The following is a 26,762-nucleotide window of genomic DNA, read 5'->3' as shown; positions in this document are numbered from 1 at the left end:
TGGCAGGGCAAGGGTCTCGTTCTATTGGAAGAGCCATGCTGTTCTGGGTCATAGCCGCAATCCTGACGCTGGGCGCAAGCCTGGCGGTGCTGCTGCCGTTGGCCGGCGGCTCGAAGAACGCGTCCGCTGCTAGCGATCACGACCTTGAAGTCTATCGCGACCAGCTGGCCGAGCTTGACCGCGATATGGCGCGTGGCCTGATCCAGCCAATGGAGGCCGAAGAGGCGCGCGCCGAAATCGCCCGCCGCATCCTTCGCCTGAGCGATGCCGGCCAGGCCGACGAGACGGCGACGCAGCCGTCGCGGTCGACAAGGCTGGTGGCGACGGCTGCCGTGCTGGTTGTTCCGCTGGTCAGCTGGGGCCTCTATGGCCAGCTCGGGTCACCCGACCTGCCGTCGCAGCCACTCAGCGAACGCCTGGCCAAGAACCCCGCCGACAGCTCGGTCGACGAGCTGATAGCCCGCGCCGAAGCGCACCTGGCGGCCAACCCATCCGATGGCCGTGGCTGGGACGTGCTGGCGCCGGTCTATCAGCGCATGCAGCGATACGCCGATGCGGTGACCGCTTATCGCAACGCCATCCGCCTCGACGGCGACAGCGCTGCCCGTCAGGCGGGTCTTGGCGAGGCGATCGCCAATGCGGCCGGCGGCATTGTCTCGGCCGAAGCGCAGGCGGCTTTCGAGGCGGCGTTGAAGCTTGATCCGGCCAATCCGAAGGCCTCGTTCTATCTCGCCATGGGCATGGCACAGGAAGGCCGCATAGCTGAAGCCACGGCGGCCTGGCAAAAGATGCTTGCCGCCTTGCAGCAGGGCTCGCCGTGGCGCGGCGCCGTCGAGCAGGCGCTGGCCGAATCCGCCGCCCGCAGCGTCGCTTCGGAAACGCCTGCGAAAGGGCCGAGCGCCGAGGATATCGATGCTGCTTCCTCGATGTCGCCGCAGGACCGGCAAGCCATGATCAGCACCATGGTTGCCGGCCTCGACGAAAAGCTTCGGCAAAATCCGCGCGACGAGGAAGGGTGGATGCAGCTCGTTCGTTCCTATGCCGTGCTGGGCAAGACAGATCAGGCGCGTGACGCGCTCAATCGCGGTATCGCCGTCTTTGGCGCGGACAGTGACCAGGCCAGGAAATTCACCGCCTTTGCTGCCTCGCTCGGCGTGACGGCGACGGAGTAGACGATGACGCGCAAGCAGAAACGACTGTCGGTGATCGCCGCAGGGCTGGCGTTTCTCGGTGTTGCAACCGGGCTGACGTTCTATGCGCTTGGCCAGAAGGCCTCCTATTTCTACATGCCGGCCGATCTGGCCACCGCCAGCCTTCAGCCGGGCCAGCGCATCAGGCTCGGCGGACTCGTCGAAAAAGGCACAGTAGAGCGTAGCCAAGGCGCCACCGTCGCCTTTTCGGTGACCGACAACCAGGAGGACGTCAAGGTTACCTATACCGGCATTCTTCCCGACCTTTTCCGGGAAGGGCAGGGCGTGATCACCGAAGGCTCGTTCGGCCCTGACGGGGTCTTTGTCGCCGACAGCGTGCTGGCCAAGCATGACGAGACCTATATGCCCAAGGAAGTGGCCGACGGCCTCAAGGCCAAGGGCGTATGGAAGGAGAGCAAGAGTGAGTAGAAAGGTTCCGCAAAAGTGTTCCACGGTTTTGCGGCAAGAACCTGCGGCAAAACCTAGCGAGCGCGGCTACAATGGTTGAAACCGGACATTTCGCCCTGGTCCTGGCGTTTGCGCTGGCCCTGGTGCAGACGATGGTGCCGCTGTTTGGTGCGCGCACCGGCAACCATAAGATGATGGCCGTCGGCGCACCGGCCGCGCTGACCGGCTTTGCCTTGACGGCGCTGTCTTTCGTGGCGCTGGCAACCGCCTATGCAGGCTCCGATTTTTCGGTTGAGAGCGTCTGGGAGAACTCGCATTCGCTGCAGCCGCTGATCTACAAGATCACAGGAACCTGGGGCAATCATGAAGGCTCGATGCTGCTCTGGGTGCTGATCCTGACCTTCTTCGGCGCGCTCGTCGCCGTCTTCGGCGGCAATCTTCCGGCGACGCTCCGGGCCAATGTGCTTGCCGTGCAGGGAGCGATCGGCGCCACTTTCTTCCTGTTCATCCTGACGACGTCGAACCCGTTCGTCAGGCTCAATCCGGCGCCTATCGAGGGACGCGACCTCAACCCGATCCTGCAGGACCTCGGCCTCGCCATCCATCCGCCGCTGCTCTATCTCGGCTATGTCGGTTTCTCGATCTGCTTTTCCTTCTCGGTCGCTGCCCTCATCGAGGGCCGCATCGACGCTTCGTGGGCGCGCTGGGTAAGGCCGTGGACATTGGTTGCCTGGATGTTCCTCACCGGCGGCATCGCCATGGGCTCCTACTGGGCCTACTACGAGCTCGGCTGGGGCGGCTTCTGGTTCTGGGACCCGGTCGAGAACGCATCCTTCATGCCGTGGCTGGCGGGCACGGCGCTGCTGCATTCGGCGATCGTCATGGAAAAGCGTTCGGCGCTGAAGATCTGGACGCTGCTTCTGGCGATCCTGACGTTCTCGCTGTCGCTGCTCGGCACCTTCCTGGTGCGTTCCGGCGTGCTGACCTCGGTGCACGCATTCGCCACCGATCCGACGCGTGGCGTTTTCATCCTCTGCATCCTGACGCTGTTCATCGGCGGCTCGCTGGCGCTGTTTGCCTTGCGCGCCTCCCGGCTGACGGCCGGCGGCCTGTTTCACCCGATCTCGCGCGAAGGCGCGCTGGTCCTCAACAATCTGTTCCTGACCACCGCCACTGCCACCGTGCTGGTCGGCACGCTCTACCCGCTCGTCGTTGAAGCCCTGTCTGCCGACAAGATCTCGGTCGGCGCGCCGTTCTTCAACCTGACATTCGGCCCGCTGATGGTGCCGCTGCTGGTCGTCGTGCCGTTCGGGCCGCTGCTCGCCTGGAAGCGCGGCGACATTTTCGCGGTCGCCCAGCGCCTGATGGCGGCTTTCGCGGCGGCGCTGCTCGTCGTGCTGGTGACGGCCCTGTTCATCGATGGCGCTTCGGTGTTGGCGGCACTCGGTGTCGGCCTTGCCTTCTGGCTGATCTGCGGCGCGCTCACCGATCTCGCCGTCAAATCCGGCTTCGGCACTGTCGCGCCCGCCACCATGCTCAGGCGCTTCGCCGGCCTGCCGCGCTCGGTCTTCGGCACAGCACTTGCGCATCTCGGCCTCGGCCTGACGACGCTCGGCATTGTCGGCACGCTTTGCTTCGGCACCGAAAAAATCCTGTCGATGCAGGCCGGCGAGACCGTCGAACTGTCCGGCCACAAGCTGCGCTTCGAGGGGCTCTACCCGGCCCAGGGGCCTAACTACAGCGAGGATCGCGGCCGCTTCGCCCTGCTTGGCGCCGACGGCAGCGTCGACGGCGAGATCACCTCGGCCAAGCGCTCATATCCGGTGCGCCAGATGACCACGACCGAATCCGGCATCAGGACGATCGGCTTCAGCCAGCTCTATCTCTCGCTTGGCGACGAGGGCAGCGATGGCTCCGTCGTCGTTCGTCTGTGGTGGAAGCCGCTGGTTACGCTGATCTGGGGCGGCGGACTGGTGATGATGGCGGGGGCGGCGATGTCGCTGCTCGACCGCCGCCTGCGCGTCGGCGCGCCGTCACGCCGCAAGCCGGCGGCCGCCGTGCCATCGGCGAGCCCGCCATGAGCCAAAGGGTCACGCTGGCCTCGCTGGTCCTGCTGCTGGCACTGGTGTTCGCCGGCGCCGCGCAGGCGGTCAAGCCCGACGAGGTGCTCGCCGACCCGGCGCTCGAGGCACGGGCGCGCGCTTTGTCGGAAGGCCTGCGCTGTATGGTCTGCCAGAACCAGTCGATCGACGAGTCCGATGCCGACCTCGCCCGTGACCTGCGCATCCTTGTGCGCCAGCGCCTCGTCGCCGGCGACACCGACCGGCAGGTGATGGACTATGTCGTTTCGCGCTACGGCGAATTTGTGCTGCTGAAGCCACGCTTCAATCTGCGCAATGTCTTGCTCTGGGGGACGCCAGTTCTTCTACTGCTCGTTGGCGGGACATTCATCCTGCTGGCCGCCCGCTCGCGCCGCTCGACCGCGACCGCTGCATTAACTGCCGAGGAACAGGCGGCGCTGGACAAGATGCTCCGCCGCGATTGATCGATACATTACGAAAGTTTCATGTACCGGAAATGGCGCCGTAATGTGCGGCTCTCTATTTCCTTTGTCGAGGATGCCAATCAAGGGGCGTCCCTTGAAAAGAGGATACGAGAACCATGAATGTTGCCCCCAATTCATATCTTCGCACGCGCAAACGCCTGCTGGCCGCGGCCGCATCCCTGGCCATTGCCGGCGCGATCGGCTTCGGTGCTGTTGCCACCGGGACAGCCCCGGTTCTGGCCGACGCCGTGCGTGTCGAGGCACCGCAGGTCCCGAGCTTCGCCGATGTGGTCGAGCGTGTTTCGCCGGCGGTCGTCAGCGTGCGCGTCAAGGCCAAGATCCAGTCGACGGCCGATGACGGTTCCGGCCAGATGGACGACGAGGACGGCCTAGGCAATCTTCCCGACAATCCGCAGCTGCGCCGGTTCTTCCGCGAATTCCGCGGCTTTGGCGATCAGGGCGGCGATCAGGGTCCGAACGGAATGCGCCGTTTTGGACACCGTGACCGCAACAACGACCAGCCGCGGCCGGTGGCGCAAGGGTCGGGCTTCTTCATCTCCGATGACGGCTATCTCGTCACCAACAACCATGTCGTCGAGGAGGGCACCGCCTTCACTGTGGTGACCAATGACGGCAAGGAACTCGACGCCAAGCTGATCGGCACCGATCCGCGCACCGATCTTGCCGTGCTCAAGGTCGATGACGGCAGCAAGTTCACCTATGTCGACTTCGCCGATGATTCCAAGGTTCGCGTCGGCGACTGGGTGGTGGCTGTCGGCAATCCGTTCGGCCTCGGCGGCACGGTTACCGCAGGCATCGTTTCGGCCCGCGGCCGCGATATCGGCGCCGGTCCCTATGACGACTTCATCCAGATCGATGCCTCGGTGAACCGCGGCAATTCGGGCGGCCCGACCTTCAACCTCAACGGCCAGGTCGTCGGCATCAACACCGCGATCTTCTCGCCGTCGGGCGGCAGCGTCGGCATTGCCTTCGACATTCCCGCTTCGACCGCCAAGCAGGTCGTACAGGATCTGATGAAGAACGGCACCGTGCAACGCGGCTGGCTCGGCGTCGAAATCCAGCCGGTCACCTCCGAAATCGCCGAATCGCTTGGCCTTGGATCCGGCAAGGGCGCGCTCGTTGCCAGCGCGCAGGACAACGGTCCCGGCAAGAAGGCCGGCATTACCGCCGGTGACGTGATCACCCAGGTGGACGGCAAGGACGTTGCTTCGCCGAAGGAGCTCGCCCGTCTGATCGGCGCTTACCCGCCCGGCAAATCGGTCGACGTCACGGTGTGGCGCAACGGCAAGAGCGAGGCGGTCAAGGTCGATCTCGGCAAGCTGCCGTCGAGCGACAACCAGGCCTCGGCCGACCAGCAGCCTGCCCCCGCGCCGAAGACCGACACGCTCGCCGATCTCGGCCTGACCGTCACCAAGTCCGACAATGGCAAGGGCCTTGTGGTGACCGATGTCGACCCCGACAGCGATGCCGCCGATCGCGGCATCCAGCCCGGCGACGTCATCACCTCCGTCAATTCGACGGAAGTGAGCGGCACCGGCGACGTCGACAAGGCGATGGCCGACGCGGTGAAGTCCGGCCGCAAGGCGGTGCTGATGCAGATCACCCGCGACGACAGCAACCGCTTCGTCGCACTGCCTGTCGCCAAGGGCTGACGACCGCTTCGACTTTTCCGGTGCGGCGGTTTTCAATACCCCCGAGCCGCCGCACGGGAAAGCACGGGGCCTGAATACGTTTAGTCAGTCATCGTGTTCCGCCCCAGCGGCAGCGGGCTTCCCATCGCCCGCTGCCGCTCGAACATGCCGCTCAAAGCGTGAAGCGGCTTTAGGCTACGGCATGCTAAAACAAAGACTTAGCGGGTATCCCTGAATCACTTTGTTCGCGATACGTCATGGAGGAGGCCACGATGCATATGCCGGCCACTCAATCTTCCAGCGAAATCGCGTATAACGGTTCTATGAAGATTCTCGTCATAGAAGACGATCGCGAGGCAGCCGACTACCTGCAGAAGGCGTTCGCCGAGGCCGGCCATACCGCCCATGTCGCCGGCGACGGCGAAACCGGCTTCGCGCTCGCCGATTCCGGCGACTATGACGTCATGGTCGTCGACCGCATGATGCCGCGCCGCGACGGCCTGTCCGTCATTGCCGGGCTCAGGTCCCGGGGCAATACGACGCCCGTGCTGATCCTGTCGGCGCTCGGCGAAGTCGACGACCGGGTCACCGGTCTGCGCGCCGGCGGCGACGACTATCTGACCAAACCCTACGCCTTTTCCGAACTGCTCGCCCGCGTCGAGGTGCTGAACCGCCGCGCCAGCGCCAGGGAGGCCGAAACCGTCTACCGGGTCGGCGATCTCGAACTCGACCGGCTGTCGCACTCGGTGCGGCGCGCCGGGCGTGAGATAACGCTGCAGCCGCGTGAGTTCCGCCTGCTCGAATATTTGATGCGCCATGCCGGCCAGGTGGTGACGCGCACCATGCTGCTCGAGAACGTCTGGGACTACCATTTCGATCCGCAGACCAACGTCATCGACGTTCATATCTCGCGGCTGCGAGGCAAGATCGAGAAGGGCTTCGACAAGCCGATCCTGCACACGGTTCGCGGCGCCGGCTATATGCTGAAAAGCGGCTAGAACCCCATGGCTCTTTCCGTGCCGGCCATCATGAGGACGACGGCAGCGCGGCTTTCAGCGCTTTATCTTCTGCTTTTTGCGCTGTGTGCGGTGTTGCTGGTCTTGTACATGACCTCGCTCTCGGCGCGCATGCTGACTGCCCAGACGCAGGAGACGATCAACGACGAGGTGCTCGGCCTGGCCCGAGCCTATCAGCGCGGCGGCCTGCCGGTGCTCGTCCGCGTCGTCGAGCAGCGCTCCCGCCAGCCCGGCGCCAATCTCTATCTGATCGCCGATGCCAACGGCCAGATCCTGACCGGCAACGTGCAGAGCCTCCAGCCGGGCGTGATCGAGGCCGAGGGCTGGACCACCGAACCGTTCTCCTACCGCCGCTTCGGCGAGGGCGAGCTCGAGCGGCAGCGCAACCCGGTCTCCGACCCGAACGAGCCCGCCCAGAGCGAAGTACAGGCCGAAGGCGAGAAGGGCCATAACGCCATTGCCCTGGTGCTGCGCCTGCCCAACCAGATGATCATGCTGGTCGGCCGCGACCTCGGCGAGCCGGAGCGCTTCCGCGCCGTCATTCGCCGCGCTCTGATGCTGGCGCTCGGCATGATGGGCGTCGGCGGGCTGCTGATCTGGTTCTTCGTCGGGCGCGCGGCGCTGAAGCGCATCGACAGCGTGTCGGAGGCGAGCCGCCGCATCATGGGTGGCGATCTTTCCGGCCGGCTGCCGGTCACCGGCGCCGGCGACGAGTTCGACCGGCTATCGGAAAACCTCAATTCCATGCTGGCCCGGATCGCCACGCTGAACGAGGGCCTGAAGCAGGTCTCCGACAACATCGCCCACGACCTGAAAACGCCGCTGACCAGGCTGCGCAATCGCGCCGAGGCGACGCTTTCCGGCAAGCACAATACCAGCGACTACGGGCAGGCGCTGGAAGGAACGATCGCCGAATCCGATCAGCTGATAAAGACCTTCAACGCCATCCTGATGATCTCGCGGCTGGAGGCCGGCTATTCCTCCGAAAGCACCACCAGGGTCGATCTGGCCGCTGCCGTGCACGACGTTGTCGAACTCTACGAGCCGGTGGCGGAGGAGGCGGGCGTGACGCTCGAAACTTCGGTGCAAGGTTCCTTCGTCGTCAACGGCAATCGCGAGCTGATCGGCCAGGCGTTGTCCAACATCGTCGACAACGCGATCAAATATTCGACCGACTCGACCTCCAGGCCTACGGTTCGCGTGACGCTGGAGCGTGTCGGTAGCGAGATCAGGCTTGCCGTGTCCGACAACGGCCAGGGTATTCCCGACGATGTCGACCGCGCCAGGGTGACCGAGCGTTTCGTGCGGCTGGAAAAGAGCCGCTCGCAGCCGGGTTCCGGCCTTGGCTTGAGCCTCACCAAGGCGATCATGACATTCCACAATGGACGGCTTGAGCTTCTGCCCGGCAATCCCGGATTGTCGGTCGTCATGAGTTTTCCCGGGCGGGAGGATCGCTGATGGTAGCGAGGATGGCAGTGCGACGCCTCGAAACGGACTGGTTGTTGAAGCCGGCGATAAAGCTCGTTCCGCTGGATGCAAGCCGCGCCAGGCAGGAATTGTCGGAGATCGCCGACGCCGCGCGGCAAAAAGAACTGCCGCGACTGGCGAAATTTCTCGCCGGCAAGGGGGTCGTCCAGGATTTCCTCGCCGCCGTGTTCGACCTATCGCCGTTCCTGCGCGATACCGCGCGCCGCCGGCCGCGGATACTCGATGCGCTTTTCGACGGGACCATCGAGGCGCGGCTGTCATCGATCGGCGCCGCGGTCGACAAGGCAGCACGCGTAGAGGCCGTCTCCGAAAGCAGCCTGATGATGGAGCTGCGCCAATGCAAGGCGGAGGCGCATTTCCTGATCGCCTTGGCCGATCTCGCCGGCGAGGCCGAGACCTCGCTGACGGTGAGGCGACTGAGCGACCTTGCCGACGCCTGCACGCGTGCGGCCGTCGATTTCCTGCTCCGCGACGCGCATGAGCAAGGCAAGCTCCGATTGCCGGATGCCAAAAATCCGGCGCGACGCTCGGGCTGGATCCTGCTCGGCATGGGCAAGCTCGGCGCGCATGAGCTGAACTTTTCCTCCGACATCGACCTCGTCGTCTTCTTCGACCCCGATGCGCCAGCTCTCGTCGATCCGCTCGATGCAACCGAGCTGTTTTCGCGCCTGACCCGCCGGCTGGTCCGCATTCTCCAGGACCGCACCGAGCACGGTTACGTCTTCCGCACCGATCTCAGGCTTCGTCCCGACCCCGGCTCGACGCCGCTGGCGATCCCGGTCGAGGCGGCGCTGCGCTACTATGAGGCGCGCGGCCAGAACTGGGAGCGCGCCGCCATGATCAAGGCGCGCCCGGTGGCCGGCGATGTTGCCGCCGGCGCCGTGTTCCTAAAGGAACTGCAGCCCTATATCTGGCGCAAATACATGGACTATGCGGCGATTGCCGACGTCCATTCGATCAAGCGGCAGATCCACGCCCACAAGGGCCATGGCGAGGTCGCGGTCAAAGGCCACAACGTCAAGCTCGGTCGCGGCGGCATCCGCGAGATCGAGTTCTTCGTCCAGACCCAGCAGCTCATCGCCGGCGGCCGCTTTCCCGAACTGCGCGGCCGCGAGACCGTGCCGATGCTCGGCGAGCTCGCCGCGCGCGGCTGGATCACCGCCGACGCGCGCGATGCGCTCACCAGGCAATACTGGTTCCTGCGCCGCGTCGAACACGCCATCCAGATGGTTGCCGACCAGCAGACGCATATCCTGCCGGAGGACGAAGAGGGGCTGGAGCGCGTCGCCCGCATGCTAGGCTTTGCCGATGCGGTAGGCTTTGCCGAAACGTTCCGCGCGGCGCTGCACCAGGTCGAGCGCCACTATGCAGCGCTGTTCGAGACCGCGCCGGAGCTTTCGGCCGGCATCGGCAATCTGGTCTTTACCGGCGACGTCGACGATCCCGATACCCTGCAGACCTTGCAGCGGCTCGGCTTCCAGCGGCCGAGCGACATCTGCCGGGTTATCCGCGGCTGGCACTTCGGCCGCTACCGCGTCACCCGGTCGGCGGAGGCGCGCGAGCGGCTGACGGAACTGACGCCGGCGCTGCTGCAAGCCTTCGGCCAGACGCGGCGGGCGGACGAGGCGGTGATCCGCTTCGACGAATTCCTTGCCGGCCTGCCTGCCGGCATCCAGCTGTTTTCGCTGCTGCAGTCGAATCCGGCTTTGCTGAAGCTGATGGCGACTATCATGGGCGCGGCACCGCGGCTGGCCGCCATCATCACGCGCCGGCCGCATGTCTTCGATGGGCTGCTCGATCCGGCGCTGCTGAGCGAACTGCCAAACCGCGCCTATCTGTCGGCGCGCCTTGCCGCCTTCCTCGAAGGCGACAGAGCCTATGAAGACGTGCTCGACCGGCTGCGCATCTTTGCTTCGGAGCAAAAATTCCTGATCGGCGTCAGGCTGCTTGCCGGGTCGATCGACCCGCCGCGCGCCGGCCGCGCTTTTTCCGATCTCGCCGATCTGACCATCGAGGCGGCATTGCAGGCGGTGATGGCGGAATTCGCTTTGCGTCATGGCTATATTGCCGGCGGCCGGGTCGCGCTGCTCGGCATGGGCAAGCTCGGCAGCCGCGAACTGACGGCGGGCTCCGACGTCGACCTCATCCTGCTCTACGATCACGACGCCGATGCGGAGGAGTCCGACGGCGACAAGCCGCTTGCCCCGTCGCATTACTACAGCCGGCTGACGCAGCGGCTGATCGCCGCCGTTTCCGCGCCGACCGCCGAGGGCGTGCTCTACGAGCTCGACCTTCGCCTGCGGCCGTCCGGCAACAAGGGGCCGGTGGCCACGCATGTCGACGCCTTCAAGAAGTATCAGCGCCAGGACGCCTGGACATGGGAGCACATGGCGCTGGCGCGCGCCCGCACGATCGGCGGCGATGCCGAGCTCTGCCGCGAGGTCGAGGGAGAGGTTGCCGCAGTGCTCGCTCTGCCGCGCGATCCAGCCAAGGTGATGGCCGAGGCATCCGAGATGCGCGCCATGGTCGACAAGGAGAAGCCGCCGCGCGATCCCTGGGACATCAAGCTGATCCCGGGCGGCCTCATCGATCTCGAATTCATTGCCCAGGTTGCTCTGATCACGGGAAAGATCGAGGCAGGCCGCAGGGCCACCGGCACGGCTGAGGTCCTGTCGCGCCTGGCGCCGGATTTCGCCAGCGCCCAGGTCAGGCAGGAATTGGTGGATGCCTATTCGCTCTATCTGGCGCTGACCCAGATGATACGGCTTTGCCTCACCGGCGCGTTCGAACGCGACGACGTTCCGCCAGGGCTTTCGGATCTGCTTCTGGCGGTCACCGACCTGCCGGATTTCGGGGTCCTTGAAGCGCATCTCAACGAGACGTCGCAGAAGGCCAGAAAGGATTTCGACCTTCTGCTTCGTGCCAAACAACCGTGACGGCAACCAGCCGTACGGGCGAGAGCATCGGACCCCAAATTGCGACCTGTTTTTGGGAGGTTCCGATGTTCAATCAAAGAGGTAGAGCGGGGGATTGAAGGTCCGCCGCTCTAGCATCGGGGTGACGATGCAACAGGAGAAGACCATGAGAAAGACAACCAGACTTGCACTCGTATTCGCAGCCCTGGCCGGCGCCGTCGGCACCGCAGCCTATGCAGACGAGCAGTCCGGCGCCGGGCCGCGCGACGGCATGATGATGCGCCTCGGCAAGGTCATGAAGGACAATGACGGCACCATCACCTTCGACCAATTCTCCGACGCCATGAACGTGCGGCTGAAGAAGATGGTCGCCGACAATGGCGGCAAGCTGACCGTGGCACAGCTCGCCGACGCACTGGAGAAGGCGCGCTTCGAGCAGATGGCCAGGCGCATCATCGCCCGTTACGACACCAAGGGCGACGGCACGCTGACCGCCGACGACATCGCCAGCCGTCAGAAGAAGGTCTTCGCCATGCTCGACCGCGACAATGACGGTAAGATCGAGAAGAACGAACTGCCGAAGGTTCCCGGCCGTCACCGCCAATGGGACGGCGAGGGCAATGATGGCGCTGACGGCATGCAGTGAGAATTTGAAAACTGCTCCGGCGCCGCGAGCCGCCGGAGACTTATTTTGTCGTTCAGGCAGCGGCCCTGACCGCCTGCGCGGCTTTCTTGATCGGGATGCGTACCGAGACGATCGTGCCGACGCTTTCGGTCGAGCGGATCTTCAACGCGCCACCCTGAAGCTCGGCCAGCGAGCGCGAGATGGCGAGTCCGAGGCCGGAGCCGGCATGGCTCTTGGAGAACTGGTTTTGCACCTGTTCGAATGGCCGCCCGAGCTTGCTCAGCGCCGCCTTCGGGATGCCGCAGCCATTGTCCTCGATCGTCAGGATCAGCGCTTTGGAAATGCTGCGGGCTCTGACCGAAATGTGGCCGCCTTGCCCGGTGAACTTCACCGCATTGGACAGAAGGTTGATGAGGATCTGCTTGATCGCCCTGCGGTCGGCGAACAGCGTCAGCGAATCGGCGATGCGGGTTTCGACGGTGATCGACTTTTCCGCCGCCTGCAGAGAAACGACGCGAACCGTCTCCCTGATAAGCGGGCAGAGATCGATTTCTTCCTGATCCAGCGCGAACTGGCCGGCCTCGATCTTCGACATGTCGAGGATGTCGTTGATGACGCCGAGAAGATATTTGCCGCTGCCGTTGATGTCGGTGGCATACTCTTCGTAACGCGGCGAACCCAGCGGCCCGAACAGTCGCCGTTCCATCAGTTCCGAGAAGCCGATGATCGCGTTGAGCGGGGTGCGCAACTCGTGCGACATGTTGGCCAGGAATTCGGATTTGGCCCGGTTTGCCGCTTCGGCCCGTTCGGTTTCCTTCATGTATTTGCGATTGAGCTCGACGAGCTCACGAGCCCGTTCCTCTTCCGCGCGGCGGGCAAGGCTGAGGTCATGGATTGTCGCCATCAGCCGGCGCTCGCTGTCGACCAGCTTCTCCTGGTGCAGCTTGATCTGGGTGATGTCGGAGCCGACCGAGACGGTGCCGCCGTCCCTTGTCCTTAACTCGTTCACCTGCAGCCAACGGCCGTCGGCAAGCTGGCGCTCGAAGGTCACGCCACCCTGCGGTCCATTGGTATTGGCAAGCCGCCGCTCCGAGGCGAAGGCCAGCATGCGTTCTTCCAGCACGGCGCGTGGGGCGCCCGGCATCACGTCGCGGTCCGACAGGCCGTTGTCCTGCTGGTATTTGGAATTGCACATGATCAGACGCTCGGACGAATCCCACAAGACGAAGGATTCGTTGATGTTTTCGATGGCCGTCCTCAGGCGCAGGTCCGCGGCTTCGGAGCGCAGCGCCAGGTGCCGCTGCTCGGTGACGTCGACGGCGATGCCGATCAGCTGGATCTCCGGCGCTTCCGGATCGATAACCTGTGCTCTTGCGCGCATCCAAACCCATTGCCCGTCGGCATGGCGCATCCGGAACACCTGGTCGATATGGTCGATCTCGCGTGCGACGATCCTGCTGGCGAGTTCGAACAAATCGCCGTCCTCGGGATGAATGATTTCGTCGACTTCGCCGAACGACAGCATCGTGTCGCAAGGCTCGTAGCCCAGCATGTCGTACATCGAGCGCGACCAGTACATCTTGCCGCGCACCATGTCCCAATCCCACAGACCGCAGCGGCCGCGTACCAGCGCCATGTCGATGCGCTGGTGGGCTTCGAGATAGATGCGGTCGGCGGTCTGGGCACGCGCCGCCTGGCCGAAATAGGCGTAGAGGATGATGATCAGCACGCCGGCCGTCAGCACGAACAGCGTGACGTTGAGCGAGACCGTCTTGCGCCAGGCGTCAAAGACTGCCTCCTGCGGCACAAACGCTGCTGCGGCACCCCTTCGGCCATTCGCCAGGCTCACTGCCGCGTACCAGTCCTGTCCGCCGATGCTGACCTCCATCACCCCGGCGCGGTTGCCGAACATGAACAGCGGCTGCCCGCCCTGGACGACTCCATCGAGCGATCGCCCCTCCCAGCGCATCGACTGCGGCGATACGGCAATAATCTTGAAAGCGCTGTCGGTGATCGCCAGTACGTGGCTTCGCCCCATCGCGCCCTGACGACCGGTGCTCTCCAACAGGTCCTGGATTGCGCCGGGCGCGGAAACCACCGTCGCGTCGGCGGCGATCGAACTGGCCAGTTGGCCGGCGGCCAGCGCAAGGATCGCCTTGGCGTCGCGCTCGATCTCGTCGCGCTCGTTCATCAGCGACAGAAAGCGCAGCACTGCGATGATCAACAGAAAGATGATGATGAGGGCCGGTATCGATCGCCGCAACAGCGGCTCGGCTGCCAGCAGCCGTCGGTAGGCAGGTTCGGCGATGAGCCGCGTATTGCCTGCGAGACCGTCGCTTCGCGCCTCGCGTCGCTCAAACGCCGTCCCACCGGGCGCGCCCCACGCGTCCGCCTTCGCCATAAATGGCACTCCCCGATTTTCAATCTGCTTGGCGATCCGGCAACGCCGCACTTCCGAATCGTCAGTAAAGAATCAAACGTGATTCGTCTTGTCCAGAGGCGCGGCGAAAAAAGATTAAAAATCGACTAAAATAACGGGGTTTTCGGGCGGGATGGCATTGTGGTGGTGAGTTGGCGCGTTGTCAGGCGAGGGTGCGCTCGACGATGTCTCGCAAATCGGCCGACAGCTTCTCGGTATTGGCGATCGAAAGCAACGCCTCCCTTGCCTTGGCCTGCCGCACCGGTTCGAGCGAGCGCCACGACCTGAGCGCCGTCGCCAGCCTGGCAGCCACCTGCGGGTTGCGTTTTTCGACCTGCAGCACCGTTTCGACGAAAAGCCGGTAGCCCTCGCCGTCGGCGCTATGGAAGCCGGTCTGGTTGGCACTGCAGAACGTGCCGATGAGCGCGCGTACCCGGTTCGGGTTGGCCATCGAGAACGCCGGATGGCTGGTCAAGGCGCGCACCGCGTCGACGGTTTGCGGGCCGGGCACGCTGGCCTGGATCTGGAACCATTTGTCCATGACCAGCGGATCGGTTGCATATTTCGCCTCGAAATCGGCCAGCGCCTTTGTCGCCTCAGGTGAGCCGTGGTGACGGTGCGCAAGCACGGTCAATGCCGCGGCCCGATCCGTCATGTTGGTCGCCGATTGGAAGTGCCGGGCAGCGAGTTCCGCACCTCCCGGCAACAAGGAGAGATAATCCAGCAGGACATTGCGCAGCGCCCGCCGCCCGGCACTGGCCGCATCCGGGCTGAACGGACCATTGTCGGCGAGCCGATCGTAAAGTTTGGAGAATATCTCGCTGTTGGCCTCGGCGATCGCAACCGTCAGCGCCTCGCGCGCCGTGAAAATGGCGTCAGGGTCGATGTTCTTGCCGATGTCGCGGGCGATATCGGCCTCGCCGGGCAGCGCCAGCGCCAGTGCCCGATAGGCCGGTTCGAGCGCTTCGTCGCCGGCTATCTTGCCGGCAAGCTCGGTCAGCCGGGCGCTGAACTCGGGTTGCCTGCGGTCCAGGACCTGACGGAAGGCTGCAATCAGCGCATCGGTCAAAAGCGTGTTGAACGACTGCCAGCGCGAGAAGGCGTCGCTGTCGTGGCCAGCCAGAAAAAACTGGTCGTCGGGCCGCTGCTCGACCGAAAGCGTCACCGGCGCCGAAAAGCCACGGTTGAGCGACATGGCCGGACGCTCGGCAATCTCGGAAAACCTGACGACATGGCGGCGCTTGCGGATATGGATGACGCCGTCCTCGACATTCGCCCCTTCGACGCCGCTATGGGCTATCGCCTCGCCACCGGCGCCAACCAGGCCGAAGGCAAGCGGAATGTGCATCAGCCGCTTGCGGCTTTCCGACGGTGTTGACGGCACTGACTGCTCGATTTCGAGCGTGAATTCCCGCGCCGCCGGATTATACGCCGAACTGACGGTCAGGTTCGGCGTACCGGCCTGATGATACCACAGCGAAAACTGCGACAGGTCGCGACCCGAGACGTCTTCGAACACTTTGATGAAGTCTTCGATCGTCGCCGCCTGGCCGTCGTGACGCTCGAAGTAGAGGTCCATGCCGGCGCGGAACGTCTCGGCGCCGAGGATAGTATGGATCATGCGCACGACTTCCGAGCCCTTTTCGTAGACCGTCGCCGTATAGAAATTGTTGATCTCGCGGTAGCGGCGCGGCCGCACCGGATGCGCCAGTGGCCCTTGGTCCTCGGGAAACTGATGGGCGCGTAGCGTACGAACCTCGGCTATGCGCTTGACGGCGCGCGAGCGCTGATCGGCGGAGAATTCGTGGTCGCGGAAAACCGTCAGGCCTTCCTTCAGGCAAAGCTGGAACCAGTCGCGGCAAGTGATTCTATTGCCTGTCCAATTGTGGAAGTACTCATGCGCGATGATGGCCTCGATATTGGCGAAATCGGTGTCGGTCGCGGTTTCCTGGTCGGCCAGCACATACTTGTCGTTGAAGATGTTGAGACCCTTGTTCTCCATCGCGCCCATATTGAAGTCGGACACGGCGACGATGTTGAAGACATCGAGGTCGTATTCGCGGCCGAATGCCTCCTCGTCCCATTTCATTGACCGTTTCAAAGCGTCCATGGCGTAGCCGGCGAGCCTCTCTTTGCCCGGTTCGACATAGATTCCGAGCTCGACCTTGCGACCAGACAGGGTAACGAAACTGTCCGAGATCTTGCCGAGGTCGCCCGCCACCAGCGCAAACAAATAGGACGGCTTGGGGAACGGATCGTGCCAGACCGCATAGTGCCAGCCGGCGGCAAGCTCGCCGCCGTCGACCGGGTTGCCGTTGGACAAAAGCAACGGCGCCTCACGGCGCTGAGCTTCGATGCGCACCGTGTAGACCGACAGGATGTCGGGACGGTCGAGGAAATAAGTGATGCGGCGAAAGCCTTCGGCCTCGCATTGCGTGCAATAGACGTCGCTGGAGCGATAGAGGCCCATCAGCGCTTCGTTCTGCGCCGGCGCCAACACGGTTTCAATTCTCAGCTGGAAGCGCCTTGCCGCAGGGGGGCTGATGATTGTCAGTTGATCGGGCGTGGCGAGAAAATCCGCAGGGCTCGGTTCGTGGCCGTCGATGGCGATGCTGCGCAGCGTCAGCCCGTCGCCATCCAGCACCAGTGGCACCGACGCCGCAATCCCGTCGCGACGTTCGACCGTCAGCACGGCGGTGACATGTGCTGCTTCAGGCGAAAGGCGGAAAGTCAGGCTGGTTTCCGGAATGAGATAATCACTGGGGCGATAGTCTTCGAGCTTGAAGACCTGGCCGGTATCTGTGCGCATTCCTTGATTTTTCCTGTCGATCCGGGAGCGGCGGGCGGGTCCGCTGGTCCAAATAATTTGAAGTCTGCGCTCTTTACACGAAACGCTCCCTCGACAAAACTGCAGCGACGTCTATTTCAGGCGATCATTTCCCAAGCATCATCGCGAGGCTTCCATGACCGTCGTCACGCCGAAATTCGGGATGAGCGCCTCTGTGTTGCGTCGCGAGGATCAGGCCTTCCTCAAAGGCGCCGGGAAGGCGGGTACGATCGGGTCGACGCATGCCGCGCTCAATGCGGTGACCGACGCGCTCTACCGCGCCTACGGCATCAGGCATATCGACATGCCGGCAACGCCGGCGCGCATATGGGCGGCGATCGAGGAAGCAAAAGGGGCGTGACAGCCGAACCGGACTTGCCAGTGCTTGCTGCCGGCGACCACGCCGGCGAACACAGCACGCTGACCGGGATCGTGCTCAAGATCGTATCGGTGGCGGTCTTCGTCGGCATGTCGTCCTGCATCAAGGCGGCAGGCACCGTGCCGGCGGGCCAGATCGTCTTCTTCCGCTCCTTCTTTGCCATCTTTCCGATCATCGCCTTCCTCGCCTTCCAGGGAAAACTCGGAACGGCCTTTTCGACAAAGCGCCCGCTCAACCACATTGCGCGCGGCGTCGTCGGTGTCTGTGCCATGGGGCTCGGCTTCTTCGCGCTGACGCGGCTGCCGCTGCCGGAGGCGATCACGCTGAACTACGCGCAGCCGCTGCTGGTCGTGGTGTTCAGTTCGATCTTCCTCGGCGAAGCCATCCGCATCTATCGCTGGAGTGCGGTTGCCGTCGGCCTGGTCGGGGTGCTGATCATCTCGTGGCCGGAACTGACGCTGCTCAGTTCGGGCGCTGCCCTTGGCGATCAGGAGGTGCTCGGCGTCATCGCCGCCCTAATAGCCGCGGCGATCTCGGCCATCGCCATGCTCCTGGTTCGCAACCTCGTCCAGAGCGAGCGGACGGCGACCATCGTGCTGTGGTTTTCGGTAACTGCGAGCGTCATGGCGCTGCTTTCGCTGCCATTTGGCTGGCAGGCGCTGACGCCAGCACAGGCGGGGCTTCTGATTGCCGCGGGTTTTTGCGGCGGGCTTGGGCAGATCCTGATGACCTCGGCCTATCGCCATGCCGAGGCTTCCGTCGTGGCACCTTTCGAATACACTTCGATGATCCTCGGCGTCGTCGTCGGCTATCTGGTCTTTGGCGACGTCGCAACGATCAACATGCTGGTCGGCGGCATGATCGTGGTTGCGGCGGGGATTTTCATCATCTGGCGCGAGCGCCAGCTGGGTCTCGAACGCACCCGCACCCGCAAGGCCGTCGCGCCGGAAGGGTGATCAGCCCTTCGCTGCGTCGGTCCGCTCTTTCGCCAGCCGCATCAGCACCGCCCGCGTCTGCTCGTCGGCGGGGAAAAAAGATTCGATCGCCAGCTCCGACAGCGTTACGTCGAGCGGCGTGCCGAACACGGTGATGGTGCTGATGAAGGACAGCACCGCGTCGCCATGGGCAAGCTTGAGCGGATGGACAATCGCGTTCGGTTCGACCGGCGCCGGCCGGCTGCCTTTAAGGCCGGACGGATAGGCCCGAAGCTCGCGCTCGAGCTCGACCAGAACCGGATCGGCGGTAGCGTCGTTCTGCCGCTTCAGCCGCTCCAGAAGATGCGTCCGCCATTCCGCAAGGTTGACGATGCGCGGTGCGATGCCGCCGGGATGCAGGCTGAGGCGCAACACGTTGACCGGCGGCTTCAGCAGGGAGGCATCGGCGACATTGGCGAGGAACGGGCCGATGGCGGCGTTCGCCGACACCAGGTTCCAATGCCGGTCGACGGCAAGCGCCGGGAAAGGCTCGTGCGCCTTGAGCACGGTCTCGACCGCCGCCATCGCCGGTGCCATCGAGGCATCGTCAAGTGGTCGTTCGCTGAAGCTCGGGGCAAAGCCGGCGGCCAGCAGCAGCTGGTTGCGCTGCCTGAGCGGGATCGAAAGCTGCTCCGCCAGATGCAGCACCATATCACGCGAGGGTGCGGCGCGGCCGCTTTCCACGAAACTCAAATGCCGCTGAGAGATCTCGGCCTCCATAGCAAGGCCGAGCTGGCTCATGCGCCGGCGTGTACGCCATTCGCGAATGAGACTGCCGGCGGAAATCTGGGCTGCTGTCATGACGAGATGACTAGGTCGGCAGTGGGCGCATTTCAATTACCTGCGAGGTCATGATGCCGCCCTTCCTTCCTCGCAAGAGGAGAACGGAAGACGCGCTCGGCAATCTTACCCAAGCGCCCGCAACTTCGCCCTCACTTCGAGGAAATCCCGCCATGCCAGCTTCTTGTGCGCCGGCGTTCTCAACAAATAGGCCGGATGCAGGGTCGGCATGGCCGGAATGGCGACGCCGGACGGGGTCGTGTGGACGCGCCAGTTGCCGCGCAGCCGTAATATGCCTTCGGAGGTGTTGAGCAGGGTCTTTGCCGACGGGCCGCCGAGGTTGACCAGCACCTTCGGATTGACCAGTTCGATCTGCCGCTCGATGAACGGCCGGCAGATCTCGGTCTCGTGCGGCGTCGGCGTGCGGTTGCCCGGCGGCCGCCAGGGAATCACGTTGGCAATGTAGGCAGATGTCCGGTCAAGACCGATCGCGGCCAGCATGCGGTCGAGCAGCCGGCCCGAGCGGCCGACGAACGGCAAGCCCTCTATGTCCTCGTCGCGCCCCGGCGCTTCGCCGACCAGCATCACCTCGGCAGTCGGATTGCCGTCGGCGAACACCAGGTTCTTGGCGGTGAATTTGAGATTGCAGCCGTCGAATGCCGCCATGTGCTGGCGAAGCTCGTCGAGGCTTGCCGCTGATCTCGCCAGTTGCCGCGCCAATGCCGCTTGCGCCTCGTCGGGCACCGTTGACATGGCCGGGGACGTTCGCACTGCCGGTGCTGTATTCGGTCTCTCGCCCATTTCGGCGCGCGACACGCTCGTCGAGCGTTGTGGCGCCGCATTTTCACCGGCCGGCATAGCGGCCGCCGCAGGCACCCGCACCGGTGGCCTGGCTTCTGCAAACCTGTTCACCGGCTGTTCTTCAAGTGCCTCGTCGACGCCGGCGCTGGCGTAGAAGGCCAGCAGCTCGGCGAGATCGGCTCGGCTATTGTGGGGGGCGGCAGTCATGGTTTCACATTCGGCCGCGGCGCTTGAATTTGCAAGTTCAGCTCGACGGTATGCGCGGATCCTGCACCAGATAGAACGTCCAGCGCGGCGTGTAGTCGGTGATCAGGAAATAGAAGCTGGCGGTCTTCAGCGGGTCGATCTTGCCGTTCTTGAACAGCAGGCGGTCATAGGGTTCGAAATTGCGGTCGAAATCGGCGTAGCTGCTCGACCAGATATTTTCGGGGGTTTTGTTACGCTGGTCGAACGACAGGCCGTCGCCGAACACGCTCGGCTGGTCGAGGATCTCCTGGAGTTCGAACTGGAACTCGACCCAGGCCTGGCCGCTATTGTTGAGCACGTCGATGCGCATATACATGAGACCATTGGCGAAGTCTCCCGCCTTGCCGAACGGCTGGATCGGCTTTGTCGTGCGAATGGCCAGCGTTACCGGCGTCGCTGAATTCAGCTCTTCGGTGATGACCAGCGGATCCTCCTTCGTGCCGATGCCGGAAGCCCCGGTGATGCGGAAGCCGCCGCGCTCGTCGGAAAAGGAATAGGCGCCGGTCGCCCAGACCAGTTGCTGCTCGGCATGGGCATCGAGGGCCGTCAGCGACAGAAGCGCCAAGAGTGCCGCACGGCAAATCCGGCCGGGCGTGAAAAAAAAGCGCGTCGATGAAAAGCCAGCCGGCCCGAATATGCGCATGGCGGGAAGTATGGCCGATAAGCAAGCTGTCGAACAATTAAAAAAGGTCGGTGCGACATATCTCTGCAAACGGAATAGGATTGAAGATTGATGCTCGACAAGGCGAATCTGTGCGGCAGGACGTGACTTTTTGACGAAATCGGTATTGTCACGTCCGCGCCGGTTTCCCGTCGCTATTTGATGCGCTATGCAGCGCGTGAGCCAGCAAGATGCCGGGACTAGCGAGCCAGTGAGGGGTCGATGAGCGATATCGAACGCGAAAGCATGGAATTCGACGTGGTCATCGTCGGCGCCGGCCCGGCCGGCCTTGCCGCCGCGATCCGTCTCAAGCAGGTCAATCCCGAGCTTTCCGTCGTCGTGCTGGAAAAGGGCGGCGAAGTCGGCGCGCACATCCTGTCCGGCGCCGTCGTCGATCCGATCGGCATCGACCGGCTGCTGCCCGGCTGGCGCGAAGAGGAGGGTCATCCCTTCAGGACACCGGTCACCGACGACCATTTCCTGGTTCTCGGCCCCGCCGGTTCGTTCCGTCTGCCCAATATCCTGATGCCGCCGCTGATGAACAATCACGGCAACTATGTCGTCTCGCTCGGCAATGTCTGCCGCTGGCTGGCGACAAAGGCCGAAGCGCTGGGCGTCGAGATCTATCCGGGCTTCGCCGCGGTCGGCCTGCTCTACAACGAGGCCGGTGCGGTCACCGGCGTCGTCACCGGCGACATGGGCGTCGAGAAGGACGGCACGCACGGTCCGGGCTTTGCGCCGGGCATGGCGCTGATGGGCAAATATGTCTTGATCGGTGAGGGCGCGCGTGGCTCGCTCGCCAAACAGCTGATCGCCAAATACCGCCTTTCCGACGGCCGCGAGCCCGGAAAATACGGCATCGGCCTCAAGGAACTCTGGCAGGTCAAACCGGAAAACCACCGGCCGGGCCTTGTCCAGCATTCCTTTGGCTGGCCGCTCGATATGAAGACCGGCGGCGGCTCCTTCCTCTACCATCTCGAGGACAACCAGGTGGCAGTCGGCTTCGTCGTTCACCTGAACTACAAGAACCCCTATCTGTCGCCCTTCGACGAGTTCCAGCGCTTCAAGACCCACCCGGCGATCCGCGGCACCTTCGAAGGTGCCAAGCGGCTGGGCTATGGTGCCCGCGCCATCACCGAAGGCGGCTGGCAGTCGGTGCCGAAACTGTCCTTCCCCGGCGGTGCGCTGATCGGCTGCGCGGCCGGCTTCGTCAACGTGCCGCGCATCAAGGGCTCGCACAATGCCGTGCTCTCCGGAATGCTGGCGGCCGAGCATGTCTGTGATGCGATAGCCGCCGGCCGCGCCAATGACGAGCTGGCCTCCTACGAGGCCGCCTGGCGCGCCACCGATATCGGCAAGGACCTGAAGAAAGTGCGCAACGTCAAGCCGCTATGGTCGCGCTTCGGCACCATTGTCGGCGTCGGCCTTGGCGGCCTCGACATGTGGCTGAACACGCTGTTCGGCTTCTCGCCCTTCGGCACGATGAAGCACGGCAGGGCCGACTACGCCACGCTGGAACCGGCCGCCGCGCACCAGAAGATCGCCTACCCGAAGCCGGACGGGGTGCTGACCTTCGACCGGCTGTCGTCGGTGTTCCTGTCCAACACCAACCACGAGGAAAACGAGCCGGTGCATCTGCTCGTCGCCGACATGGACCTGCAGAAGCGCTCCGAGCATGACGTCTATGCCGGGCCCTCGACGCGTTACTGCCCGGCCAGCGTCTACGAATGGGTCGACAAGGACGGCAATGCCGCCGCCGATCCTGCCGCCAAGGATGTGCGCTTCGTCATCAACGCGCAGAACTGCGTGCACTGCAAGACTTGCGATATCAAGGACCCGAACCAGAACATAAATTGGGTGCCGCCACAGGGCGGCGAGGGCCCGGTCTACCAGAACATGTAAGTCACAAGGTTTGCTCCGGACCAAACAAGATGAGGAGCAGCGCAACCGTAGGATTGTTGAATAGACCGCCTGCCTGTGTTTCCTTTCTGTGACGACAGGGAGGAAGGAAAATGCGTCTGGCAGTTCTGACGAGCGTTGTGGCGATCGGGGCGTTGTGCACCCCTTCAGCCTTGGCCGACACTAAAGTATTGGTCAAGACACGAACTTACAACATTGCCGGAACCACCGGCGCGGCACTGATCGAGGCCATGGATCGCCGGGGGCCGAAGCACGGCTTCATGACCCACGCCATCGCGCAGACCGGCTACAGCGTCGATGATTGGACCTTCGACGCCCATCGGGAAAACGGCGTCTGCCGCCTGCGCCGGGCCAACGGGACGCTCAATCTCTTCTATACCTATCCCCGACTAGTCTCAGCCACGTCGCCTGCGCTGCAGAAGCGCTGGAAGCGGTTCTTCGCTGGCGTCCGCGCCCATGAAGAGACCCATGGCCGCATCGCCAGACAGATGATGCGGGCCACCGAAAAGTCGGTTCGGGGGCTGACAGTCGGTGATGACCCGCACTGTTTCGAGGCACGTCGCGAGGCGAAGCGCCGGATCAATGCCATCTATGCCGAATACGAGGCAAAGCAGATCGCCTTCGATGCGCACGAGCATCGCGACGGCGGCCCTGTCGAGCACCTCATCCGCGCTTTTGTGGGCCAGTAATAAGCCAGGTCGAGATTGGACTGCGGATTTTCAGCTTCGCGTCCCGCCAGGCAGCGCCGCAAGCGCGGTCGCCGTCTGGTGCTCGTCGAGCGGCTTTTGTTCATCCGACCGTAGCGAAAACTCCACCAGCACCGGCAGATGGTCTGAGCCGGTGTCTTCCAGCTTCGACGCCGAACGGATGATGATAGCGCCCTTGCTGAAAACCTGGTCGATCGGCAGTCCGGCGAAGCGCAGGAAATCCGGCAGCCTTCTGTAGAGCCAGGTCGGCCCGACCGACGGCATTACAGTCAGCTTGCCAAGCGATGCGACGCGCCGGACGGCGGCGCTCCATGGTGCTGCGTTGCAGTCGCCCGCCAGGATCGACGTCTCGCCAAGCGAGGCGATTTCGTCAGACAACCCTCCAATCTGCCGTGATTGGTTGTGCGGCCATGGCCAAGTGAGGTGGATGGCGGCGACATCGACGTCGGTTCCGCCGAAATCGACCGTGGCGATCGCCATCGCGCCGCGGCTGTCGCAGTGCGGCTCCGTGCCTATGGCAAACGGTCGTCTGGACAGCAGCGCAACGCCGAACACGCCATTGGGATATGGGCAGAGGATCCGGTGGGGATAGGCGCCGGACAGCAGTCCAAGCTTTGCCTTCCACATCTCGGACACCTCGTCGAGGGTGATCACATCAGGCTGGGTCCGGCCGATCAGCGACAGCACCTTCTCAGGCGTTGGATTGTTGAACCTGAGGTTCATCTGCAGCAGGCGGTAGACTGGCTCGTCACCGGGTTTGGCTTCGTAGGCCGCCTGCACCTGCCATAGCCGCGAAAGCGGCAAGGCATTCGACGTGGTGGCAAAGGAGGCTACCGCAAACAGCAATGCGGCCGCCGCCTGCAGGCGAAACGAGGTGGCGAGCAGCGGCAGCGCGCAAAGCGCCATCAGCACGGAAAAATGGACGCGGAAATGAGCAAAGGAATCGAGGGCCGGATGCAGCGATCCGAAGAACCCGGCCACCAGCGCGGCCGAGAGTGCAAGCATTGCGACGAATGCCAGCGCAACCGTCATGTCCAGAACACGTGCCATCGCTTTGTCTATCGGCAGAAATGCGGCTCAATCAAGATGACGAAATGTCCTGACCTGGACCGACACATGCGATTCGGCATCTACTGGAAGGCAGTTTCCGAAAAGCTCCTGAGCTTGCGCGAATGCAGTCGCTCCATCGGCATTCCAGCCAGCTTCTCCATCGCCCTGATGCCGATGGTCAGGTGCTGCGCTACTTGCCGCTTGTAGAACTCGGTCGCCATGCCGGGCAACTTCAATTCGCCATGCAGCGGCTTGTCGGATACGCAAAGCAGCGTGCCATAGGGCACCCGGAAGCGGAAGCCATTGGCGGCGATCGTCGCCGATTCCATATCGAGCGCGATCGCCCGCGACTGCGACAGCCGCTGCACCGGCCCGCGCTGGTCGCGCAGCTCCCAATTGCGGTTGTCGATAGTGGCGACGGTGCCGGTACGCATGATGCGCTTGAGGTCGTAGCCGGAAAGCCCGGTGACCTCGGCGACCGCTTCCTGCAGCGCCACCTGGATTTCGGCCAGCGGCGGAATCGGCACCCAGACCGGAAGATCGTCGTCGAGGACATGGTCTTCCCGCACATAAGCATGCGCCAGCACATAATCCCCCAGCGCCTGGGTGTTGCGCAGGCCGGCGCAATGGCCGAGCATCACCCAGGCATGCGGCCGGAGCACCGCGATGTGGTCGGTGATCGTCTTGGCGTTGGAAGGTCCAACGCCAATATTGACCATGGTGATGCCGCCATGGTTCGGCTTCTTCAGATGATAGGCCGGCATCTGCGGCAGGCGAGGCGGCGCGGCACCCTCACCGGGCGCGCTGTCCCCGACTTTGGTCACGATATTGCCCGGCTCGACGAACTCGACGTATCCGTCACCGCCATTGGCCATCAAATCGCGTGCACGGGCGACGAATTCGTCGATGTAGAACTGGTAGTTGGTGAACAGCACGAAGTTCTGGAAATGCTGGGGACTGGTCGCCGTATAATGCGACATCCGGTGCAGCGAATAGTCGATCCGTTGCGCGGTGAACGGTGCCAGCGGCCGTGCCTCGCCCAATGCCACTTCGAACGTGCCGTTGGCGATCTGGTCGTCGGTGCCGTCGAGATCCGGCACGTCGAACAGGTCACGGATCGGCCGTTTGATGCGTTCCGCGGCAGTGCCGTCGACATGAGTGCCCTCGAGAAAGGCGAAATGCAGCGGGATGGGAGTGGTCGATTCCGAGACCGTGACCGGAACGCCGTGGTTGCGCATGATCAGGCGAAGCTGTTCGGTGAGATAACTCTCGAAAAGAGCCGGCTGGGTGACGGTGGTCGAGAAATGCCCCGGCGTCGGCATGTGGCCATAGGCCTGCCGCGAGTCGATCTGGGTGAATGAACTCGTGGTGACGCCGATCTCCGGATAGAAGGCCCGGTAGCGTTTGTTGTTGTCACCGCCCGCGGCGAGAGCGGTAAATGAATCGCGCAGGAATTTGGTATTGCGATCGTAAAGCACCTGGAGGGCTGCAACCGCCTTCTTGGCGTCGTCGAAGCTCTTTCGGCCAAACGGCTCCGGCGTGACGACTGATTCAATGGCTTGGGGATAGATTCGCTTTTCCATGACCCAATATAGAGAGTTGGGCGCGCAGTTGGGAGGGGGTAAGGTGATCTCAGAACGCCTGTTGGCGTTTTCTTTCCAGCGGCCTTAAGCGCGTCGCGTTCGTCCGGCCTCATGCGACACGCTTTAGGTTCTTGCTTTTATGCATGCCGTTGTCGCAAAACCGCTGCACACTTTTGCGCGACATGCATTAGCCGCGCCGCAAGCTTACCAGCAGCACAAAGCCGATGCCGGACTTCCTCGGCGCAGGCGCCTCGATGGTCGAACCAGCATCGGCGCGCATCGTCGGCACGGCCAGGACCGGGGCCGCCAGGAGCATCAGGATGAGCGCCGTCCGCGGCAGAAGCCGAAGGGTCTTGACGATGTTGGCGGTGAGGCGGGTCATGGCGTGGGTTTCAATATCTCGCTGTCGGGTTCAGTGGCGAAGCTGGTTCGGGCAACCGAGCCGGCAGGAAATGGCGACGTCCCAGGCGCGGGCCGGCCGGCCGGCTTGGGCGACAAGGACGGCGAACAACATGCCGAACAGGCTCATCAGCAGGCAGACGATGGTGAAGCGGCGGGCAAGCATTGCGCGGTGTC

At 63.7% G+C, this 26,762-nt stretch carries 22 protein-coding genes; 13 read left to right on the top strand and 9 right to left on the bottom strand.

Annotation, left to right across the window (positions count from 1 at the left end):
* The first annotated feature begins 35 nt into the window (after positions 1 to 35).
* From ccmI to NKH23_RS15345, 9 genes are all read left to right on the top strand, one after another.
* Positions 36 to 1,172, top strand: coding sequence for a c-type cytochrome biogenesis protein CcmI (ccmI, locus tag NKH23_RS15385; RefSeq protein ID WP_352914555.1), 1,137 nt, complete (start codon positions 36 to 38; stop codon positions 1,170 to 1,172).
* Between the two features lie 3 nt (positions 1,173 to 1,175).
* Entirely contained in the window at positions 1,176 to 1,619 is a 444-nt protein-coding gene (ccmE, locus tag NKH23_RS15380) for a cytochrome c maturation protein CcmE (protein WP_352914558.1), read from the top strand.
* 71 nt (positions 1,620 to 1,690) lie between these two features.
* Complete coding sequence (locus NKH23_RS15375; RefSeq protein WP_352914561.1) at positions 1,691 to 3,679, top strand: heme lyase CcmF/NrfE family subunit; 1,989 nt, start codon at positions 1,691 to 1,693, stop codon at positions 3,677 to 3,679.
* The gene (locus NKH23_RS15370) at positions 3,676 to 4,143 is read left to right on the top strand and encodes a cytochrome c-type biogenesis protein (RefSeq protein WP_352914563.1); all 468 of its coding nucleotides are present in this window, start codon (positions 3,676 to 3,678) and stop codon (positions 4,141 to 4,143) included. The genes NKH23_RS15375 and NKH23_RS15370 overlap by 4 nt, the downstream gene beginning before the upstream one ends.
* A 116-nt stretch (positions 4,144 to 4,259) precedes the next feature.
* Positions 4,260 to 5,816, top strand: coding sequence for a Do family serine endopeptidase (locus NKH23_RS15365; RefSeq protein WP_352914566.1), 1,557 nt, complete (start codon positions 4,260 to 4,262; stop codon positions 5,814 to 5,816).
* Positions 5,817 to 6,118: 302 nt separating this feature from the next.
* Positions 6,119 to 6,793, top strand: a complete 675-nt coding sequence (locus tag NKH23_RS15360) for a response regulator transcription factor (RefSeq protein WP_254819962.1) — start codon at positions 6,119 to 6,121, stop codon at positions 6,791 to 6,793.
* Positions 6,794 to 6,799: 6 nt separating this feature from the next.
* Complete coding sequence (locus NKH23_RS15355) at positions 6,800 to 8,269, top strand: ATP-binding protein (RefSeq protein ID WP_352914569.1); 1,470 nt, start codon at positions 6,800 to 6,802, stop codon at positions 8,267 to 8,269.
* Positions 8,269 to 11,235, top strand: coding sequence for a bifunctional [glutamine synthetase] adenylyltransferase/[glutamine synthetase]-adenylyl-L-tyrosine phosphorylase (locus NKH23_RS15350; protein WP_353016341.1), 2,967 nt, complete (start codon positions 8,269 to 8,271; stop codon positions 11,233 to 11,235). The genes NKH23_RS15355 and NKH23_RS15350 overlap by 1 nt, the downstream gene beginning before the upstream one ends.
* A gap of 145 nt (positions 11,236 to 11,380) precedes the next feature.
* A complete protein-coding gene (locus NKH23_RS15345) occupies positions 11,381 to 11,860 on the top strand; it encodes an EF-hand domain-containing protein (RefSeq protein WP_352914571.1) in 480 nt (159 codons plus the stop codon).
* 52 nt (positions 11,861 to 11,912) lie between these two features.
* On the opposite strand, the gene NKH23_RS15340 is transcribed toward NKH23_RS15345, so the two are convergent.
* Positions 11,913 to 14,240: a PAS domain-containing sensor histidine kinase gene (locus tag NKH23_RS15340; RefSeq protein WP_353035020.1), complete on the bottom strand. Its 2,328-nt coding sequence runs from the start codon at positions 14,238 to 14,240 to the stop codon at positions 11,913 to 11,915.
* Positions 14,241 to 14,421: 181 nt separating this feature from the next.
* On the bottom strand, positions 14,422 to 17,067 hold the full coding sequence (gene pepN / locus NKH23_RS15335) for an aminopeptidase N (protein ID WP_352914576.1): 2,646 nt from the start codon (positions 17,065 to 17,067) through the stop codon (positions 14,422 to 14,424).
* Positions 17,068 to 17,221: 154 nt separating this feature from the next.
* Between pepN and NKH23_RS15330 the strand changes: the two genes are divergently transcribed.
* Positions 17,222 to 17,446 carry a hypothetical protein gene (locus NKH23_RS15330; protein ID WP_352914662.1) on the top strand — a complete coding sequence of 75 codons (225 nt, stop codon included), beginning with the start codon at positions 17,222 to 17,224 and terminating at the stop codon, positions 17,444 to 17,446.
* Entirely contained in the window at positions 17,413 to 18,420 is a 1,008-nt protein-coding gene (locus NKH23_RS15325) for a DMT family transporter (RefSeq protein ID WP_352914579.1), read from the top strand. The genes NKH23_RS15330 and NKH23_RS15325 overlap by 34 nt, the downstream gene beginning before the upstream one ends.
* On the opposite strand, the gene NKH23_RS15320 is transcribed toward NKH23_RS15325, so the two are convergent.
* The 3 genes from NKH23_RS15320 to NKH23_RS15310 all read right to left on the bottom strand — a co-directional run bounded on the left by NKH23_RS15320 (position 18,421) and on the right by NKH23_RS15310 (position 20,908).
* Positions 18,421 to 19,239 (bottom strand): helix-turn-helix domain-containing protein, encoded by an 819-nt coding sequence (locus tag NKH23_RS15320; RefSeq protein ID WP_352914581.1) that lies wholly within the window; start codon positions 19,237 to 19,239, stop codon positions 18,421 to 18,423. It lies immediately after the preceding gene.
* 105 nt (positions 19,240 to 19,344) lie between these two features.
* The gene (locus tag NKH23_RS15315) at positions 19,345 to 20,226 is read right to left on the bottom strand and encodes a uracil-DNA glycosylase (protein WP_352914583.1); all 882 of its coding nucleotides are present in this window, start codon (positions 20,224 to 20,226) and stop codon (positions 19,345 to 19,347) included.
* A gap of 37 nt (positions 20,227 to 20,263) precedes the next feature.
* On the bottom strand, positions 20,264 to 20,908 hold the full coding sequence (locus NKH23_RS15310; RefSeq protein WP_292660026.1) for a hypothetical protein: 645 nt from the start codon (positions 20,906 to 20,908) through the stop codon (positions 20,264 to 20,266).
* 240 nt (positions 20,909 to 21,148) lie between these two features.
* Between NKH23_RS15310 and NKH23_RS15305 the strand changes: the two genes are divergently transcribed.
* Together NKH23_RS15305 and NKH23_RS15300 are read left to right on the top strand one after the other, a co-directional pair.
* Positions 21,149 to 22,828, top strand: a complete 1,680-nt coding sequence (locus NKH23_RS15305) for an electron transfer flavoprotein-ubiquinone oxidoreductase (RefSeq protein ID WP_352717426.1) — start codon at positions 21,149 to 21,151, stop codon at positions 22,826 to 22,828.
* A 110-nt stretch (positions 22,829 to 22,938) separates the two neighbouring features.
* A complete protein-coding gene (locus NKH23_RS15300; protein ID WP_352717428.1) occupies positions 22,939 to 23,535 on the top strand; it encodes a DUF922 domain-containing protein in 597 nt (198 codons plus the stop codon).
* Positions 23,536 to 23,565: 30 nt separating this feature from the next.
* On the opposite strand, the gene NKH23_RS15295 is transcribed toward NKH23_RS15300, so the two are convergent.
* The 4 genes from NKH23_RS15295 to NKH23_RS15280 all read right to left on the bottom strand — a co-directional run bounded on the left by NKH23_RS15295 (position 23,566) and on the right by NKH23_RS15280 (position 26,751).
* Complete coding sequence (locus NKH23_RS15295; RefSeq protein ID WP_352914587.1) at positions 23,566 to 24,603, bottom strand: endonuclease/exonuclease/phosphatase family protein; 1,038 nt, start codon at positions 24,601 to 24,603, stop codon at positions 23,566 to 23,568.
* Between the two features lie 80 nt (positions 24,604 to 24,683).
* A complete protein-coding gene (locus NKH23_RS15290; protein ID WP_352717431.1) occupies positions 24,684 to 26,186 on the bottom strand; it encodes an AMP nucleosidase in 1,503 nt (500 codons plus the stop codon).
* A 187-nt stretch (positions 26,187 to 26,373) separates the two neighbouring features.
* On the bottom strand, positions 26,374 to 26,568 hold the full coding sequence (locus NKH23_RS15285; protein WP_352914590.1) for a hypothetical protein: 195 nt from the start codon (positions 26,566 to 26,568) through the stop codon (positions 26,374 to 26,376).
* A gap of 30 nt (positions 26,569 to 26,598) precedes the next feature.
* Positions 26,599 to 26,751, bottom strand: a complete 153-nt coding sequence (locus tag NKH23_RS15280; RefSeq protein ID WP_353025481.1) for a hypothetical protein — start codon at positions 26,749 to 26,751, stop codon at positions 26,599 to 26,601.
* Positions 26,752 to 26,762 lie beyond the last annotated feature (11 nt).

This window comes from Mesorhizobium sp. M1328, assembly GCF_040318075.1.
In the GTDB taxonomy this organism is placed as follows: domain Bacteria; phylum Pseudomonadota; class Alphaproteobacteria; order Rhizobiales; family Rhizobiaceae; genus Mesorhizobium.
The sequence above is the reverse complement of the archived record's forward strand: the minus strand, read 5'-3'. Positions and strand labels throughout refer to the sequence as shown.

Coding starts and splice junctions, on each gene's coding strand:
- ccmI (WP_352914555.1), top strand. CDS start 36: ATGCTGTTCTGGGTCATAGCCGCAATCCTGACGCTGGGCGCAAGCCTG.
- ccmE (WP_352914558.1), top strand. CDS start 1,176: ATGACGCGCAAGCAGAAACGACTGTCGGTGATCGCCGCAGGGCTGGCG.
- NKH23_RS15375 (WP_352914561.1), top strand. CDS start 1,691: ATGGTTGAAACCGGACATTTCGCCCTGGTCCTGGCGTTTGCGCTGGCC.
- NKH23_RS15370 (WP_352914563.1), top strand. CDS start 3,676: ATGAGCCAAAGGGTCACGCTGGCCTCGCTGGTCCTGCTGCTGGCACTG.
- NKH23_RS15365 (WP_352914566.1), top strand. CDS start 4,260: ATGAATGTTGCCCCCAATTCATATCTTCGCACGCGCAAACGCCTGCTG.
- NKH23_RS15360 (WP_254819962.1), top strand. CDS start 6,119: ATGAAGATTCTCGTCATAGAAGACGATCGCGAGGCAGCCGACTACCTG.
- NKH23_RS15355 (WP_352914569.1), top strand. CDS start 6,800: ATGGCTCTTTCCGTGCCGGCCATCATGAGGACGACGGCAGCGCGGCTT.
- NKH23_RS15350 (WP_353016341.1), top strand. CDS start 8,269: ATGGTAGCGAGGATGGCAGTGCGACGCCTCGAAACGGACTGGTTGTTG.
- NKH23_RS15345 (WP_352914571.1), top strand. CDS start 11,381: ATGAGAAAGACAACCAGACTTGCACTCGTATTCGCAGCCCTGGCCGGC.
- NKH23_RS15340 (WP_353035020.1), bottom strand. CDS start 14,240: ATGGCGAAGGCGGACGCGTGGGGCGCGCCCGGTGGGACGGCGTTTGAG.
- pepN (WP_352914576.1), bottom strand. CDS start 17,067: ATGCGCACAGATACCGGCCAGGTCTTCAAGCTCGAAGACTATCGCCCC.
- NKH23_RS15330 (WP_352914662.1), top strand. CDS start 17,222: ATGACCGTCGTCACGCCGAAATTCGGGATGAGCGCCTCTGTGTTGCGT.
- NKH23_RS15325 (WP_352914579.1), top strand. CDS start 17,413: ATGGGCGGCGATCGAGGAAGCAAAAGGGGCGTGACAGCCGAACCGGAC.
- NKH23_RS15320 (WP_352914581.1), bottom strand. CDS start 19,239: ATGACAGCAGCCCAGATTTCCGCCGGCAGTCTCATTCGCGAATGGCGT.
- NKH23_RS15315 (WP_352914583.1), bottom strand. CDS start 20,226: ATGACTGCCGCCCCCCACAATAGCCGAGCCGATCTCGCCGAGCTGCTG.
- NKH23_RS15310 (WP_292660026.1), bottom strand. CDS start 20,908: ATGCGCATATTCGGGCCGGCTGGCTTTTCATCGACGCGCTTTTTTTTC.
- NKH23_RS15305 (WP_352717426.1), top strand. CDS start 21,149: ATGAGCGATATCGAACGCGAAAGCATGGAATTCGACGTGGTCATCGTC.
- NKH23_RS15300 (WP_352717428.1), top strand. CDS start 22,939: ATGCGTCTGGCAGTTCTGACGAGCGTTGTGGCGATCGGGGCGTTGTGC.
- NKH23_RS15295 (WP_352914587.1), bottom strand. CDS start 24,603: ATGGCACGTGTTCTGGACATGACGGTTGCGCTGGCATTCGTCGCAATG.
- NKH23_RS15290 (WP_352717431.1), bottom strand. CDS start 26,186: ATGGAAAAGCGAATCTATCCCCAAGCCATTGAATCAGTCGTCACGCCG.
- NKH23_RS15285 (WP_352914590.1), bottom strand. CDS start 26,568: ATGACCCGCCTCACCGCCAACATCGTCAAGACCCTTCGGCTTCTGCCG.
- NKH23_RS15280 (WP_353025481.1), bottom strand. CDS start 26,751: ATGCTTGCCCGCCGCTTCACCATCGTCTGCCTGCTGATGAGCCTGTTC.